We start from the raw sequence: 15,155 nt of genomic DNA, 5'->3' as shown, positions 1-15,155 counted from the left end.
TACAGATGCTTCAGCCTATTGTATCGTGCGAATGGATTGTGCTTTGGCGATCGCTACTTCTCCGCCAACTCACTCGTCGGTTCGGAACGTTACTGAGTGAAATGCGATCGCAAACTAACGGATCACCCTTGCCTCAATTAGAAGCATCAGTGAAGCACTCCCCAATTTTATTACGCTGTCCGATTTGAAAGTATGGCTAGAACTACCCAATTAGTGCTACACCCGTCTGGAGGGACATAGATCAAGCAAGGGGCAGCGATTGCAAGCAGGATTGCGGTAATAGCAGCACTTTTGCCCATGCAACATCAACACTTCATGATGGTCGTAAACTTGTTGAGCTGTCCAATCAGCGGGCAGTAAAGCTTCTAGAATGGCATGGGATTTACCAACATCCACTTTTGCAGGCAAAATTCCTAAGCGCACGGCAACGCGATGATGGTGACTATCCACAGGCAAAGCACGACCGCGTAATTTGCTGAACGCCAGCACTGCCGCACTTGTTTTGGGTCCGACTCCTGGCAAAGATTCCAACCAGGCACGGGCTTCTACAACTGACAGTTCACCCAAGAAATCGAGCGACCATTCCCCGTCTAACCGTTCTTTAATGAGACGCAGCACCTGCTGAAGTCGAGGCGCTTTTGACTCCGCCCAAGTGCAAGAGGCGATCGCAGTTTCCACATCTTCAGTCGGCGCATCCATAACTAAGTCCCAGGTTGGAAACCGCTCAACCAACTGCTGAAATGCTTTGTGAGAGTCCTTATTTTTTGTGCGGTGGGATAGCAGCGATGCAACTAACTCACTCAGCGGATCAAGATTATGAAAGTAGGCGATTGGACAGCCATACTCAACGCAAAGGCGATCGTGAATTGAAAAAAGCGTCTGCTGTTTATCTGACGAAAAGGATAAATTCGTTTGCATAACAGCTTAAAAAAAGAATTTGTGCTGTCTTGAGGACTTCTACTAAACAAAGTGCCACTTTGGGAACAGGCTCTTTCTATAGAGCATTCTCCTAGAGACTTGTAATACTTTAAAGGATTAATGTGTTTCCGGTGAGAGGAATGAAAATGAAAGGATTGAAACGATACTTGATGATGCCTATGGGTATCGCGCTCGCGTTGCTAGGAAGCGCTGAAACTGCTTTTAGCGAATCGATCACTGTTACACCCAATTCCCCATCGATCCAAATGAATGGAACCTCTGGTGGCAATCAGAAAGATGGAGGCTGTGCCGGATTTATTGCAGCCGTTCCTAATCATGTAGTTCAAGTAACAGAAGACACAGATCTACGATTTATTTTGCAGGGTAATGGAGAACCCGCATTATTGATCCGCAGTTCGAGTGGACAAAATTTTTGCGTTCCAGCAGATAGTTACTCAAACGGTAAGGTGGAAATCCCAGGACGCTGGCGGAGAGGAACCTACTCAGTTTATGTGGGCGATCGTGCAAATGGACAGCACTCTTACACTTTGCAGGTTGCTCGAAACTAAGTCCACACCCATTCAAATTGCTCAAGCATTGGAGCGTTGGTATATATCACGCATGATAGAGCATCTGCAAAGCGACATACTGCTCATTGCTCCTCAATGCGTCTCATTGGAATATCCGTAGCATTGGTTTCAATTTCTACAGCACTCACGTCAATCGTGCCTGAAGGAACCAGCCGTACAAAGCGCGTGCCCTCCACTTTCAGTGGATCATTGCAATTGGGGCAGCGAAACTCTGCACTCTTTAAGTTCACGGATTCAAAGCCACATACTGGGCATTCCGCTTGAATCACATTGCGCTTTAGCCACCATCGAAAGCCCACAAAAGCCACGATTGGAGCAATTAATAGTAGCCCAAACAGAAATAACAGTGATTTGACTAGCCAACCCAGCCCAATTGCACCCAACAGCCAAATAACCAAAAAGGGAAGCAGTAAGCGGCTAACATCTGACAATCCGAGTTGAAGATCTTTCAAGCTGTTCTGATTCACAGCCGTCTCCTAATCTGCTTTTGATTTAACTTTTCTATCGTAATCGCGATCGCAAAGGGAAGGTGGTGCGGTTTCCCCTATTGTTTGTTGGGAACATCTTTATAAGCACATTTACTGAAAAGCTCTAAAAATAGATAACACCCATTAAATTCACCGGAGCCAAGGCACCACAAGAATTCAACAGGTGTTAACTAAATAACAACAAGTCCTAAAACAGACCCAAAGTTAGAGCCTTGTCAATAGGCATTGTTGCGCCAATGCCCAAGTACAACGTTAATAAGGTTCCAAATAGAAACACAGTGGTTGCAACCGGGCGACGGAAGGGGTTTTGAAACTTGTTCACATTTTCGATAAAAGGAACAATAATCAAACCCAATGGAACAGATGCCATGAGTACTACACCCAACAGCTTGCTTGGCACAACGCGCAAAATGTTGAACACAGGGTACAAATACCACTCAGGCAGAATTTCCAGAGGAGTGGCAAAGGGATTTGCAGGTTCACCCACCACAGCGGGGTCCAGTACTGCCAACCCTACACATAGAGTAATTGTCCCCAAGATTACAATGGGGAACACATACAGCAAATCATTTGGCCAGGCAGGTTCACCATAATAATTGTGACCCATACCTTGGGCTAGTTTGGCGCGCAAATCTGGATCAGAGAGATCCGGCTTCTTAAGTGTTGCCATCTTTAAAGGCACTCCCTAGTTTAAAAGGTCGGCGAAAAATAAGTAGAAGTTCAAGCGATAGCCAATGTCATACAACAGAAATGAGTAAATCAAATCTGTTGTAGATAAACCTTAGAGGGGTCCAGAAATACCTTGCTTGCGAATCATGAGGAAGTGCAGCAACATGAAGACTGCAATTAGCCAAGGTAGAACAAAGGTATGGGCACTGTAATAGCGGGTCAAAGTAGCTTGACCAACGCTAGAACCACCCCGCAGCAAATCAGCGATCAACACGCCAACTACGGGAATTGCCTCTGGAACTCCAGACACAATTTTGACTGCCCAATAACCCACCTGATCCCAAGGGAGAGAGTAGCCAGTTACACCGAAAGAAACGGTAATTACTGCCAACACAACTCCGGTTACCCAAGTCAATTCGCGTGGCTTTTTAAAGCCACCTGTTAGATAAACTCGGAAAACATGAAGAATCATCATCAGCACCATCATGCTGGCTGACCAGCGATGAATAGAGCGAATTAGCCAACCAAAGTTGACATCGTTCATGATGTATTCAACGGATTGGAAGGCCTCTGCGACCGTAGGCCTATAGTAAAATGTCATTGCAAAGCCAGTGGCGAACTGAATCACAAAGCAAACGAGTGTGATTCCGCCTAGACAATAAAAGATATTGACGTGAGGGGGAACGTATTTGCTGCTGATATCTTCTGAGAGTGCCTCAATTTCGAGACGCTCATTGAACCACTGGTAAGCCTTTGAATTGGTTACCTGCTTAGTGAACATGAAGCAAGAATTCCTAACAATGTATTGCTGTCCATACAAGAATGTAACACAGACACCAAGCGGTTTCTATCTAAAGCGGGATTTGGCTTAGTGGAAAAAGATTGACGAATCAATTTCAACCTGAACAGCGGTTTTATGGTCAGAGCTAAAAAACAAAGCAACTATTGTTTCCGTATATTTACTGACTTGGCGATCGCAACACTCGATTTTGGTTGCTGCCCCGCAAGAAAATTCTTAAGCTAAGGTCAAATTTCATTTATGAATCGTTAGACTAGTCAATCTTGACTAGAACTTTAAGCGTTAAAAAAGGAAGAGCAAAAAAGGTTTTTGATTAAATCAAACTTGAATTTAGCTTTTATGAAACAAAGGACATTTTTGGTCAGGCAGTTATTTTTGCTGCTGTTAATCGTAGTCGTTACGGTTGGGTTTGCCTCTCCCGCGATCGCGCTGACCGAGGAGCAGCGGTTAGTGGCAGAAGCATGGCGACTTGTGGATCGGGCTTACGTAGACGACACCTTTAACCATCAGAATTGGTGGCTCGTGCGGCAAAAAGCACTGAAGCAGGCACTGCCCGATCATGACTCTGCTTATTCAGCAATTCAGAAAATGCTGGCAGGGCTAGATGATCCATTTACCAGATTGCTGAAACCCGATCAATATCGCAGTTTGCAAACGAATACATCCGGTGAACTGACTGGTGTAGGCCTGCAAATCTCGCTGGATTCAGAAACAAAAGTATTAAAAGTAATTGCACCCATCGCGGGTTCTCCGGCAGATCGGGCGGGCGTGCAACCTGCCGATGCCATTTTAAATATTGATGGTGTTCCCACCGCAGGTTTAAGCCTGGATGAAGCGGCAGAACGGATGCGAGGACCGACGAGCAGCCGCGTAGTGCTGACTGTTCAACGAATGGGCAGTGACCTGTTGAATATAGAAATTGTGCGCGATCGCATTGCGTTAAATCCAGTTTCCTTTGAGTTGCGAACTGCTGATAACCAGTCGGCGGAAAGCCCTAAAATAAAAATCGGCTATGTCCGGCTTGCTCAATTTAACGCCAACGCAACAACGGAAGTGAGTCGAGCGATCACTCTTCTAGAAAAACAGGGAGCCGAAGCTTACGTACTAGATCTCCGCAGCAATCCCGGTGGATTGTTGCTGTCAGGAATTGAGATTGCTCGATTGTGGATGGATGAAGGCACGATCGTTTACACCGTCAACCGTCAAGGAATTGAAGGCAGTTTTGAAGCAACCGGACAAGCGTTAACCAAAGATCCACTGGTGGTGTTGGTGAATCAGGGAACGGCAAGCGCCAGCGAAATCTTAGCGGGTGCCCTGAAAGATAATGAGCGTGCCACAATTATAGGAGAGCGCACGTTTGGCAAGGGGTTGATTCAATCACTGTTTGATTTGTCAGACGGGGCGGGTTTGGCAGTGACGGTTGCCAAATACCAAACGCCTGACCATATTGATATCAACAAACAGGGAATTAAACCGGATTTGATAGTGCCACTCGATCCACTTGCCATCACCCAAACGGGAACGCAGAGTGATCGCCAATATGAGGCGGCTGTGGAATTTTTGACTACCCCATCAATGGTTGCTGGTGCTGCCTAATTCTGGACGAACTTATCAAGACCCGCTGCATGGGGCGATCGCGTTAGATGGCAACGATCCAATTGAGGCGCTGATCGTGCAGCTGATTGATACTCCTGCTTTTCAGCGGTTGCGCCGAATTCGCCAGTTAGGTCCAGCTAGCCTGACCTTCCATGGGGCAGAATCGTCTCGTTTCACTCATTCGATTGGCGTGATGGCGATCGCCCGTCGTGCCTTCGACCGAATTGCAAAATCCTATCCCCAATTGCAACCCTATCGTCCAGTGGTGCTGTGTGGGGCGCTACTACATGATATTGGGCATGGTCCGTTTAGCCATACCGCAGAAGAAATTTTTGGCTGTCATCACGAACAGTGGACAGAGCGTATTTTGCAGGAATCCTCCATTCGGCAAGCGTTGACAGCCTTCAGTCCCAAGCTTTTAGAACAATTGCTTCAAGTATATCGCCATACTCATCCAGTACCGTTGGTGTGGCAGTTGGTATCTAGCCAGTTGGATTGCGATCGCTTGGATTATCTGATGCGGGATAGCTATTTTACAGGTGCATCCTACGGCAAAATTGACCTTGATCGCATCCTCATGGCATTGGGCTATGATCCCGTTTCACAGCAGTTAGTGGTTGCTCGTAAAGGCATGGCAGCGGTTGAGCATTACTTAATCGTTCGTTATTTTATGTATGCCCAAGTTTATAACCATCCCAAAAACATCGCTGCCACCTGGATTTTGGAGCAAGCTTTTAACCGGGCGCGATCGCTCCTATCGACAGGTGATCTAACTGCCGACGATACTGTAACTGCATGGTTAACTGGCGACTGCGATCGCATCTCGCTCACTGCCTATCTTGCCGCAGATGATGGAGTATTCACCTACCATCTTCAGCGTTGGCAACAGCACACTGATGCAGTGTTGTCCGATCTGTGCCGTCGATTTTGCGATCGCGACTTGTTCAAAGGATTGGACATTACCCACCTAGATCAGGTGCAGCGAGAAACGCTATTCAGCAAAACGCAGTATTGGTTAACTCAAGCGGGGTTCGATGCGCCCTATTATAGCGGCATTCGGATTTCCTTCAGCCGAGGCTATACGCTGTATCAGAAGGGCATCAAGATTCAAACGCCAACCGAGCTACAGGAAATTAGCAACCTCTCACCCCTCGTGCAAACCCTGACCCAGCCTTACGAGCGTGCTTGGCTAATTTATCCCAAGGAAATTGAGTCAATGCTGAGTTTTGAGTTTTGAGCGCGAAGTGCTTCTCGGCAAATTTTGATGTCAACTAGTGTAATAAGTTCATGAAGCTTATGGCGTGCGATCGGGATCTTACTGATTGAGCAGGGAACTATGGGAAGGCGTAAGCCATTTAACCTAGCAGATGCAGGATCAACCTTTATGCCATCTCAACCTTCTATTGAAGAAAAGAAGTCTCCACCGAAGGCTCAGGAAACAACTCGTCTGCTGCTAGCGCTGTGGGAGTTGGGAGCAGACACAAAAGCGCTCAAAAAGGGAGAATTACCCGATCGCGCTAAGAGATCTGCAAAAGTCTTCAACCAGTTAGTGGACGACGGTGCGATTAAGGTCGAAAAGCAAAAGTCATACTCGCTAGTATCTCTGGAAGCAAAAGGTGTAGAGAGACTGGCTGAGGAACTTAAAACGGTTGATTTTGCCCTCAGTGGTGCGACAACCGGAGCTTGGCTTGCGAGAGGTTTGTTGAAATGGCTTCAGCAAATGGAGACTGTAACAGCGATCGCGCCCACCAATGGTAAAGCTTCAAAAGCTGCGATCGCATCCTACGAAGAGTTTAAGTCAATTGCACTTGAAGTTTACGATCGCCTCAACCATGACTACAACCTAGATAATCTAGTCCCGATTTATCGTATCCGCCGCGAAATTGGCGATCGGGTTTCTCGCCCCCACTTTGATGAATGGGTACTTGAGATGCAAACTAAAGACCTTTGGCAACTCATTGGTGGAGAAATGCCAGAACTCACACCTGATAAGGCTGAAGATTCTATCAAAACTACGTTAGGTGGCATACGCTACTACGCCAAAAAGCTTTAGCACAATATCAACCAACATCATTGGCCCGGTTTACTCAGAAATTTTGCTTCGTCCCTCACCCAAGAAATATGATTAATACAATCACTTCGCCAATTGAAGAAGTTAACGCTGCCTTACTCAGCCACAACCCTTTTTCTCAGCCTCCTTTCGTCAACGCAAACAACATTTGGGGTAAAAGTTTTCCTGATGTTGAAAGCCTGAATACTCATGCATCTGATGCAGTCTTCCAAGCCCTAAGTGAAATTCGTGAAGGTCGCTATCAAACAGCCTCAATCTTGATTACAGCCCAGAATGGTACTGGCAAGACTCACATTGTTAGTCGCATTCGCCACCGTCTTCAAGCTCAAGGTGGTGCGCTCTTTATTCTTGCCAACAAGTTTGATAATCTCAATCAACCAAAACAAGGGTTTCAACAACTCATAGCAGAGAGTTTCAGCAACATTGGTAGCCAAGGAGTAAAACAGTGGCAAGAACTTGCTACTGCAATGGCTAACGATGTCTTGAAAGCAACAAATCCTAACACGCAGGCTTGGGAACCTAAGAACCTAGTCAAGAAAATTGAGGGTAGCAATGAGCAGCAGGTTACAAATTGGGTTAGCAAACTGACCAAAGTATTTTGCAAAAACAAATCTGCTCAAGATCCTGATGTTATTCGAGCTATCTTCTGGACACTCTCAGAAAATGAAGCTTCTTTTGCATCCAATTGGTTGGCGGGGAAAGAACTTGCTCAGTACAAAGCAAACGAACTGAGATTACCGAGTCAAAGTCAATCTTTTGATACAGTACTCAAAATTCTTGCTCAAATCAGTGAGTATTATGAGCTAGTTATTTGTTTTGATGACCTTGATCTTTCGGATGTAAACGATGCAGGTCTGTACAAGTCACAGGTTGTAGCTAATTTAGTCAAAGAACTTTTTGAGAATCTTCAGCGCGGTGTCATTTTAAGTGTAATGATGCCAGGAATTTGGACTGAAAAGATTAAGGGAGAACTCCCTGCAAGCATTGCTCAAAAAATGACTACCTACTGTTCTCCTTTAGATCTAAAGTATCTAGATAGCGACACGACTATTGAAGTTGTTGCTTTCTTTCTTAAAGAATATTACGCAATCAGAGAGCTAATTCCTCCTCATCCTATTTATCCATTTGAAGCAGGACAACTTAGAGAAATTGGACGAGAAAAGCCAACTGTTCGAGAGGTTCTCCAATGGTGCCGAGAACATTGTAAGCCCGATATTCCGCTAGTTGGTCTATCTCAGGATGAAACTAGTCCAGTTGAGCTAGCATTCACTAGCGAACTAAGTGAAGACATCAAAAGCCGCTTAGATGATAACTATTTCTTGGCTGATGCTTTGTTCTACAGTTTTCAACAATTGATTAATCACACAGTGGAGCAGGTAACAATTAAAGATGTAACTGTCGGTGTAGGGAAAAAAGGGAACAGAGACGACTATCTCAATTTTAAGATTATTGGTAAAGAGAACGGAAAAGCAGTGAAGATTGGTGTTGCTGTTTTGCAATATGACGGTGGAAAAGGGCTTGGAGCAGGATTCAAGAGGCTTCTAGATAGAGAACGCTTTGGGCTGTCTCGTGGTTGCCTCGTTCGATCCGGCGAGAAACTAATCAACAATTATTTTCAAAAAACATACATTGCACCTCTAATTAATGGAGGAGGTGAATTCATTAAGCTAAAAGGGACAGAGATTAAGCCTTTAATAGCTATTCGATCTGTCTATCAAAAACGTGAGTCAGAGTATAAAGTTACGGAAGAGGAAATCTTGAATTTTATTACTGACAAAGGAGAGAAGTACTGGTTAGGCAATCATAATCCTTTGATCAAAGAGATTTTGAGTGATCCGTCATATCAGATTCCTAATGATATTAAGGGCGAACCAGAAACCTTACTAGATGATGATAATGATAGTGACTCAGATATTGCTGAATCAGAAGATTTAGAAGAGTTACAGATCCATGACTGATGCAGTTTATCTAGATAGGGCTTTGTGTCTTCCGGCTCCTGACATTGCAGCTTTGTTGCACGGGCAGCTTATCGCAGTAATTCCTAACGTCCCTGTACAAAAAGGATGGACATTCTTGCTCTATCCTTGTGCTCAAAATGGCGATGCTTTGCCAATCGAGCAGCAGTATCGTTCGCACATTTTGCCATTGGCTAGAACCGCGACTTTCCAACAGCAATCTGAAACTGTAGAAATTGAGGCTTGGGCAAAATGTGAAGGCTTCAAGGTTTTGCACGAAGCGGAGCAGTTAGAAGCTCTATCGAGTTTATCTATCTGGACAAAAGATGCACTGAAGCAAGCTCTAAAGCAAAGACAGCGAGTTTTTCTAGCTTTTTTAAGAGTTCATCGAGTACCGGATTGCATTAAATTAACTGACAACGTTATCACTCCAGATAAGTTTGGTAAGTTTGTGGGTTTGACTGCTTTAGATAAACAGTTTGATAGCCCGCTCAAAATCATTCAAATTTTGCCTGTTCTCAATGGCTCTGTTTTTAATCAGCGGATGAAGCAGCTAGAGGAACTACGTCCATCGCTCAATCCAGAATTAGAAGAGTTGCAAGGTATAGTTTCTCAATTTGCCAGCATTAACCCAGCAGCCAAATGTTTAGAAAAAGAAGTTCGAGTATTCTTAGGTTGGGCTAATGACTCGAAGAAGATTCAGCCTGATTCTGATATGACATGGATTACATCGATCGCAAAGGTAGGCAACTCAAGCGATGGAGATCTGTTTGAGAAGCTAGTACGTAAAAGCCTCGTAAAATTAGGCTTCAAGAACTCTAATGCTAATCCTCAAGCAAGCCTTGATCCTAGCGGTTGTGGAGGAGCAGGAGGATTAGATTTCTACTGTGAAGAGCCTTACCCGATAGTAGGTGAATGTAAGGCAACAAAAACAGAATCCGTACCTGATAGCACACCAGCACAATTAGTTAAATTGGGCTTGAAGCATCTTGAGAACTATGACAAATGTATCAAAATAATCATGGCTGCTGGGGCGCTGAACACTCATGCGAAACAAACTTCTGTGGGAAATAAAATGAATGTCCTTCGTCCTGAAACCTTGCAAAGGTTAGTTGAACTAAAGGCAAAACATCAAGGCTCTATCAACTTAATGGAGCTAAAGCCTTGTTTAGAATCAGCGCCATTTGGTGAAGATGCTGATGTGAAAGTGAATGGCTATATTGATCAAGCTTGGAACGGAATTAAAGTACGCGCTCATATTGTTAAGGCTGTTAAGCAACTTATTGAGATTGAACCACATAGAACGCAGTTTGAGGTCGTAGAGATCCGCGCTCAATATAATGCTGCTTTTTCAAGGCTTGATGGAAGTAGTTTAGATAATCAAACTGTTCATGAGTTTTTGATAGAACTTTCTTCACCTTTAGCAGGGTATTTGGGCAGGGTTCAAGGAACCAGTTTACAGACCGATCGCTTCTACTTTTTGCGTGATTTGGTAGTGGATTGAAGGAGGAAGGGGCGATCTCCTGAATGAGTTGAGTGAGAGGACTTTGGAGTTATCCCCACTTCAGGAAAGACTATTTAGCTGATGACAATGCGATCGCGCCTGAGTGTGTTGCTCAACCCAAGCAATTCTTTCAGTTGCTTTTGATGCTCCACTACCAACCCAAAGTTTTTTACTGCAACCTCGAACCATAATCTGTCTTAATGCATAGATCCAACTAGTTGATGTTTGAGTTATCATCCATCTAGCTTTAGCGTCCAGAAACGAAAATTTTGCAATTCATGGAGGTCGTTATGGCGGGTTGCCCACTAGGGCAAGGGGATAAAAGGCATAGATGTAGCGCTCTGTATCTTCCCTTCCATCCTGGATGGAACCGCTAATCACGTATGAATAACTCAACTGACTCGCGCCGCTTAAATCATCGTCAATATCCTTTATCTCAACTGCCTTTATCGGAACTGAGGAGACAGCGAGGGCTATCTGTTCACTCACCCCAGTCTCTTCGGCAGCAGCAACGAGGTCGCCCTCTCAGCCAAAAATCCCGCGATCTTTGTCCACGCTCCTATCAAGTTGTCAGCCACAGTTGGATTGAAAAGGCATTAACAGGATTTTCCCTGGCTTCGTTGATGATTTCTAGTGGCTTTGCCATTGCCCCGTCTCAGGTGAGTTTTCGACCCGACGCAACCCGTCAATCTTCTGTCTCATCCGCACCTGCCCCGTCAATGACGGTAGCTGAGCAAACGACGGTGGCTGAGCAGTTGTTTGCTACGCCTGACAGTATAGGAGCGATCGCGATTGGAGTGGCTGAGGGCACTCGGACACGCGATGGGGGGAAAACATCACTTTGGCAGCAGCACATCGATCCAGGTAACCATGCCAAAAATCAAGGCACATTTAGCTGGCAACTTGGAGCTACTTCCGTCGCTGATGCCGAACAACAGGGGCTTAATCGTATGCGCCAAGATGCAATTCCCCATTTACTTCAAGATGCTGAGAATATGGGTGTTCCGCTAAACATGGATGTTTTGGTGCAAGGTGCAGACCTATGGAATCAATCTCCTCAAGCTGGTGCAGACTTTGTTGAAAATTTGAAGCAATGCCAGCAAGTGGAAGATCAAGAATTTGCGGCAGTATTGTGTGCCCGTATCAGCAGCTATGTCAATCCCAACACAGGCGAAGTGGAAGCTGCCGGATTTGCCAATGACCCAATAGCATTACGAGACGACCAGCAGCGACGGATGCAAGCGATTCAATCGACTCTCCACTAGATCTGCTTATGGTTCAAGTTCGTCACGCTTTAAATGGATTAGCCACTATTAATAGAAATTGACAGTGGCTAATCCAAGTGATTTAAGCAACGTCAAACTATATGCAGAACTGAATGATGCCGAAAGAAGCGATACCAAACTGAACCATTGTCAACCTGAGTGGTGTCAACCTACGCGAGGCTAACCTAATCAATGCCTATGTTAATGGTGAAACGGAATAGCCTGTCGTACCCCAAATAAGGATTGTTGATTAATTTGCTTGATCGCCGTAATTAACGAAGCAACCCACCCTTCAAAAGGGCGACATTGCCTTGATCAGATTGTTCCAGGGCTGATGGCATTGGTATCACTCTGATGCAGCATATTTTTAAGGTTGTCGATCGCCGATTAACCCAAGTCAATGCCAAGGAAGCGATCGAGGAAGCGACTCCGCCATATTGCCCGTAAAATTAGGCACCACTCAAACGCCACAAATGCCAGAAACAGGTAGCTCCAAAGGCTGAGTGGCTGTAGCTCAAAGAAATTGCGAAAGGGCGGCACTGCCAAAATCAGGAAGTAGATACCGAGAAGCGCGATCGCAACGATCGTATACCGCCAATCGCCGCTCAAGGGTTCACCGCCTACCCAAAACTGCGTCGGCGGTTTGAGGAATGGCAATAACAGCAGTTCACCCATGATCAAAATGGTGACTAAGGCACTGCGTGGCGTAGCGTAATCGACCTGCAATAAGTCAAGATTGGGTTGCAAATCGAGAATGGCAACGACGAGATAGAACAGGTAGACGAAGAGCGCGACTAGCGTGAGAGTCAGCGTCGCGGGGATGACGAAATGTAGAATTCCTCGCACCATGCTGCGACGGGGAATGGCACCTGCCTTTGCCCATACGGGAATAAACATGGTTGGGAAGCCAACTCCAACCAGCGCAACGATCGCGCTTTGTTTGTTTTGCAATGGAAAGCTATCGGTCACGATCGCCGTGGCAAACACCAACAGTGTGACGCAAAAGGTTCTGACCAAAAACAGCTTCATCACATCTTGAATGCCGTTGCGAATCCGCTGCCCTTCCAAAAAGGTGTGGGGCAACGCGGCAAAAGAATCCTTCAGCAAGACGATATCCGCGACGCTGCGGGTGGCTTTGCTGCCGCTTTCCATGGCGATCGCCAAATTTGCCTGCTTCAGCGCCAACACATCATTTACCCCATCGCCAATCATGGCAACGTATTTTCCACGGCGGCGCAACCCCCGCACTAAATCTGCTTTTTGATCTGGCGTAATCCGCCCAAACACGGTACTCGTCAATGCCGTTTGGATGAACTGCACTTGATCCATCAGTGCTAACTCTTGCCCTGAAACCACCTCAATATCCTCTCCCAGCCCTGCTTGTTTCGCTAAAGCCGCGACCGTTTTAGGGTTATCTCCAGAAATAATTTTGACCTCAATCCCAGCCTCCGCAAATCCATCCAACGTCTGCTTGGCTTCGGGTCGCAGTTGATCGCTAAATCGCAAAAGCCCCAACGGCTTGAGATCCAAAGGTAATTCCGGGGTGGAGTTTTCTTTTGGTGCTATTTTTTCGGGACTGTGGGCAAACATCACTACCCGTAAGCCTTGTTGAATGCCATCTTCGATGTAGTCAGCAACATCAGGGCTAACGCCAGCCAGTGACATCAAGAACTCTGGAGCACCTAAAACGTAGGTTCCGGGTGCAAGATATGAGACATCTGTCGCAGTAGCATCGAAGGCTAAAGCGCTCCATTTGCGAACCGACGAGAAGGGCACTTCCGCGATCGCGTCCATCACAACGCCGGGATAGGTGTTGGCGATCGCATCATTGGTTTTGTTGCCTGCAATAGTGCTGGCGGCGTAAATTCCCAGGAGCGATCGCAATTCCTCCTCATCAACGCCAATCGGATAAATTTCTTGCAGTTCAATTTGATTAGTGGTCAGAGTGCCCGTTTTATCCAGGCACAAAATATCTACATTGCTCAGCGATTCCACGGCATTAGCCTGCTGGATCAACACATCTTCCCCAATCATTCGCACTGCGCCCAGACCATACGCCAGAGTAATTGCCAGCAACAGCCCCGCCGGAACCAGCCCTGCAATCACTGCCGCTCGCTGAATCACATCGTTGAGCGAATAGGAGCGACTTAAAAAACTAATGCCTACCAAAATCCACAAAAAGCAGGCAATCAGCAAAAACACCCGAATGACGACATTAATCTCGTGTTGCACCGGGGTAAGCACCTGACGAAACGCTCGTGCGCCTGTCATTAGCTTGTGCGCCACCGTATCCGTGCCGACTTTTTCGGCTTGATAGCAAGCGGTGCCGCTGACGCAAAAACTGCCAGAATAAACCGGAACGCCAACCATTTTAGGAATAGAATCCGACTCCCCAGTGAGCAACGATTCATCAACCTCAATTCGCCCATTGCCGATGATGGCACCATCCACTAAAATTTGGTCGCCCGGAAGCAACACCAGCACATCACCCAGCACAATTTCACTGGGATCAACACTTCGTTCTTTGCCCTCGCGGATCACGATCGCTTTTGGACGGTGCAATAGCGCAATTTCATCTAGTTTGCGTTTCGCCCAAATTTCTTGACCGATGTTGACCAGCACGCCACCAAAAATCACCACCGCGACCAAGATGCCATCGCCAACTCGTCCCAGCAAAAACATCACCAAACTAATGGTGAAAAACGCCGCATTGATAAAGGTGAACAAGTTCTCATTAAAAATTTGGCGGTAAGGGCGGCTGCTACTGCGGGGAATATTGTTGCCCTTGCCATCCGCACGACGAGCAATGACTTCGCGATCGCTCAACCCTTGCAATTCACCCGTCTGCTCTTCCGTATCACTCATGAGTCAATTTACTAAGCCACATTCCGACAGTAGTGCGATCTTAACCGGGATAATCCCCTTCCGCTTTCCATTCGCACAACTTCAAAAAAGTGAAGTAGGATCAGGCAAAAAGAGCGGTCGCTAAGGTTTCGCCATGGATGACTCGGCATTTACTTTATTTATTGGGTTTGGCGCTTTGTGGACGGTCATGGGCATCGTCGCCGTCATCGCCTTGCTCAAAGCCGACGGACAAAAAATTCGCTTTGGCAAATGGGGCTTGGTGGTCGCCGTTCCCATCATTTTGCCGCTGCTAGCCGCCTTCATTTTTGCGATCGCTCAACGAACTCCTTAGCTAATCTCAACCCAGATATTCAACTGTAAGCAGGTCTAACCCCATCAGAATTAGGTCTAATTGTTGAATCTATAGATATTCAAAGCAACATCTCTCTGGAGGAT

At 46.1% G+C, this 15,155-nt stretch carries 15 protein-coding genes; 10 read left to right on the top strand and 5 right to left on the bottom strand.

Annotation, left to right across the window (positions count from 1 at the left end):
* Positions 1–5 precede the first annotated feature (5 nt).
* A complete protein-coding gene (locus JOY44_RS03070; protein ID WP_171572265.1) occupies positions 6–188 on the top strand; it encodes a DUF4351 domain-containing protein in 183 nt (60 codons plus the stop codon).
* Between the two features lie 28 nt (positions 189–216).
* On the opposite strand, the gene JOY44_RS03065 is transcribed toward JOY44_RS03070, so the two are convergent.
* Positions 217–918: an endonuclease III domain-containing protein gene (locus tag JOY44_RS03065; protein ID WP_171572264.1), complete on the bottom strand. Its 702-nt coding sequence runs from the start codon at positions 916–918 to the stop codon at positions 217–219.
* Positions 919–1,064: 146 nt separating this feature from the next.
* On the opposite strand from JOY44_RS03065, the gene JOY44_RS03060 reads away from it, so the two are divergent.
* Positions 1,065–1,487, top strand: a complete 423-nt coding sequence (locus tag JOY44_RS03060; RefSeq protein WP_171572263.1) for a hypothetical protein — start codon at positions 1,065–1,067, stop codon at positions 1,485–1,487.
* Between the two features lie 83 nt (positions 1,488–1,570).
* Here the strand turns inward: JOY44_RS03060 and JOY44_RS03055 are convergent, their stop codons facing one another.
* The 3 genes from JOY44_RS03055 to petB form a co-directional block, all read right to left on the bottom strand.
* Positions 1,571–1,975 (bottom strand): hypothetical protein, encoded by a 405-nt coding sequence (locus JOY44_RS03055; RefSeq protein WP_171572262.1) that lies wholly within the window; start codon positions 1,973–1,975, stop codon positions 1,571–1,573.
* A gap of 208 nt (positions 1,976–2,183) precedes the next feature.
* A complete protein-coding gene (petD, locus tag JOY44_RS03050; RefSeq protein ID WP_171572261.1) occupies positions 2,184–2,666 on the bottom strand; it encodes a cytochrome b6-f complex subunit IV in 483 nt (160 codons plus the stop codon).
* 111 nt (positions 2,667–2,777) lie between these two features.
* On the bottom strand, positions 2,778–3,446 hold the full coding sequence (gene petB / locus JOY44_RS03045) for a cytochrome b6 (RefSeq protein ID WP_171572260.1): 669 nt from the start codon (positions 3,444–3,446) through the stop codon (positions 2,778–2,780).
* A 357-nt stretch (positions 3,447–3,803) separates the two neighbouring features.
* On the opposite strand from petB, the gene ctpA reads away from it, so the two are divergent.
* The 7 genes from ctpA to JOY44_RS32760 all read left to right on the top strand — a co-directional run bounded on the left by ctpA (position 3,804) and on the right by JOY44_RS32760 (position 12,076).
* Positions 3,804–5,060: a carboxyl-terminal processing protease CtpA gene (gene ctpA, locus JOY44_RS03040; protein ID WP_171572259.1), complete on the top strand. Its 1,257-nt coding sequence runs from the start codon at positions 3,804–3,806 to the stop codon at positions 5,058–5,060.
* Positions 5,050–6,297, top strand: coding sequence for an HD domain-containing protein (locus JOY44_RS03035; protein WP_171572258.1), 1,248 nt, complete (start codon positions 5,050–5,052; stop codon positions 6,295–6,297). Before ctpA ends, JOY44_RS03035 begins: the two co-directional genes overlap by 11 nt.
* 147 nt (positions 6,298–6,444) lie before the next feature.
* Positions 6,445–7,113 carry a hypothetical protein gene (locus JOY44_RS03030; RefSeq protein ID WP_171573667.1) on the top strand — a complete coding sequence of 223 codons (669 nt, stop codon included), beginning with the start codon at positions 6,445–6,447 and terminating at the stop codon, positions 7,111–7,113.
* Positions 7,114–7,181: 68 nt separating this feature from the next.
* Positions 7,182–9,089: an AAA family ATPase gene (locus tag JOY44_RS03025; protein WP_171572257.1), complete on the top strand. Its 1,908-nt coding sequence runs from the start codon at positions 7,182–7,184 to the stop codon at positions 9,087–9,089.
* Positions 9,082–10,590, top strand: a complete 1,509-nt coding sequence (locus JOY44_RS03020; protein ID WP_171572256.1) for a DUF1802 family protein — start codon at positions 9,082–9,084, stop codon at positions 10,588–10,590. The genes JOY44_RS03025 and JOY44_RS03020 overlap by 8 nt, the downstream gene beginning before the upstream one ends.
* Positions 10,591–10,973: 383 nt before the next feature.
* On the top strand, positions 10,974–11,855 hold the full coding sequence (locus tag JOY44_RS03015) for a hypothetical protein (protein WP_171572255.1): 882 nt from the start codon (positions 10,974–10,976) through the stop codon (positions 11,853–11,855).
* A 146-nt stretch (positions 11,856–12,001) separates the two neighbouring features.
* Positions 12,002–12,076, top strand: coding sequence for a pentapeptide repeat-containing protein (locus tag JOY44_RS32760; protein ID WP_171573666.1), 75 nt, complete (start codon positions 12,002–12,004; stop codon positions 12,074–12,076).
* A 166-nt stretch (positions 12,077–12,242) separates the two neighbouring features.
* Here JOY44_RS32760 and JOY44_RS03005 read toward each other — a convergent pair whose 3' ends face one another.
* The gene (locus JOY44_RS03005; RefSeq protein WP_171572254.1) at positions 12,243–14,720 is read right to left on the bottom strand and encodes an HAD-IC family P-type ATPase; all 2,478 of its coding nucleotides are present in this window, start codon (positions 14,718–14,720) and stop codon (positions 12,243–12,245) included.
* Between the two features lie 133 nt (positions 14,721–14,853).
* Between JOY44_RS03005 and JOY44_RS03000 the strand changes: the two genes are divergently transcribed.
* Positions 14,854–15,051, top strand: coding sequence for a hypothetical protein (locus tag JOY44_RS03000; protein WP_171572253.1), 198 nt, complete (start codon positions 14,854–14,856; stop codon positions 15,049–15,051).
* Positions 15,052–15,155: the final 104 nt, after the last annotated feature.

This window comes from Leptolyngbya sp. Cla-17, from assembly GCF_016807185.1.
Lineage (GTDB): Bacteria > Cyanobacteriota > Cyanobacteriia > Leptolyngbyales > Leptolyngbyaceae > ULC077BIN1.
The sequence above is the reverse complement of the archived record's forward strand: the minus strand, read 5'-3'. Positions and strand labels throughout refer to the sequence as shown.

Bases quoted from the DNA above. Each gene is read 5' to 3' on its own strand.
- JOY44_RS03070 (WP_171572265.1), top strand. From the start codon at position 6: ATGCTTCAGCCTATTGTATCGTGCGAATGGATTGTGCTTTGGCGATCG.
- JOY44_RS03065 (WP_171572264.1), bottom strand. From the start codon at position 918: ATGCAAACGAATTTATCCTTTTCGTCAGATAAACAGCAGACGCTTTTT.
- JOY44_RS03060 (WP_171572263.1), top strand. From the start codon at position 1,065: ATGAAAGGATTGAAACGATACTTGATGATGCCTATGGGTATCGCGCTC.
- petD (WP_171572261.1), bottom strand. From the start codon at position 2,666: ATGGCAACACTTAAGAAGCCGGATCTCTCTGATCCAGATTTGCGCGCC.
- petB (WP_171572260.1), bottom strand. From the start codon at position 3,446: ATGTTCACTAAGCAGGTAACCAATTCAAAGGCTTACCAGTGGTTCAAT.
- ctpA (WP_171572259.1), top strand. From the start codon at position 3,804: ATGAAACAAAGGACATTTTTGGTCAGGCAGTTATTTTTGCTGCTGTTA.
- JOY44_RS03030 (WP_171573667.1), top strand. From the start codon at position 6,445: ATGCCATCTCAACCTTCTATTGAAGAAAAGAAGTCTCCACCGAAGGCT.
- JOY44_RS03025 (WP_171572257.1), top strand. From the start codon at position 7,182: ATGATTAATACAATCACTTCGCCAATTGAAGAAGTTAACGCTGCCTTA.
- JOY44_RS03020 (WP_171572256.1), top strand. From the start codon at position 9,082: ATGACTGATGCAGTTTATCTAGATAGGGCTTTGTGTCTTCCGGCTCCT.
- JOY44_RS03015 (WP_171572255.1), top strand. From the start codon at position 10,974: ATGAATAACTCAACTGACTCGCGCCGCTTAAATCATCGTCAATATCCT.
- JOY44_RS03005 (WP_171572254.1), bottom strand. From the start codon at position 14,720: ATGAGTGATACGGAAGAGCAGACGGGTGAATTGCAAGGGTTGAGCGAT.
- JOY44_RS03000 (WP_171572253.1), top strand. From the start codon at position 14,854: ATGGATGACTCGGCATTTACTTTATTTATTGGGTTTGGCGCTTTGTGG.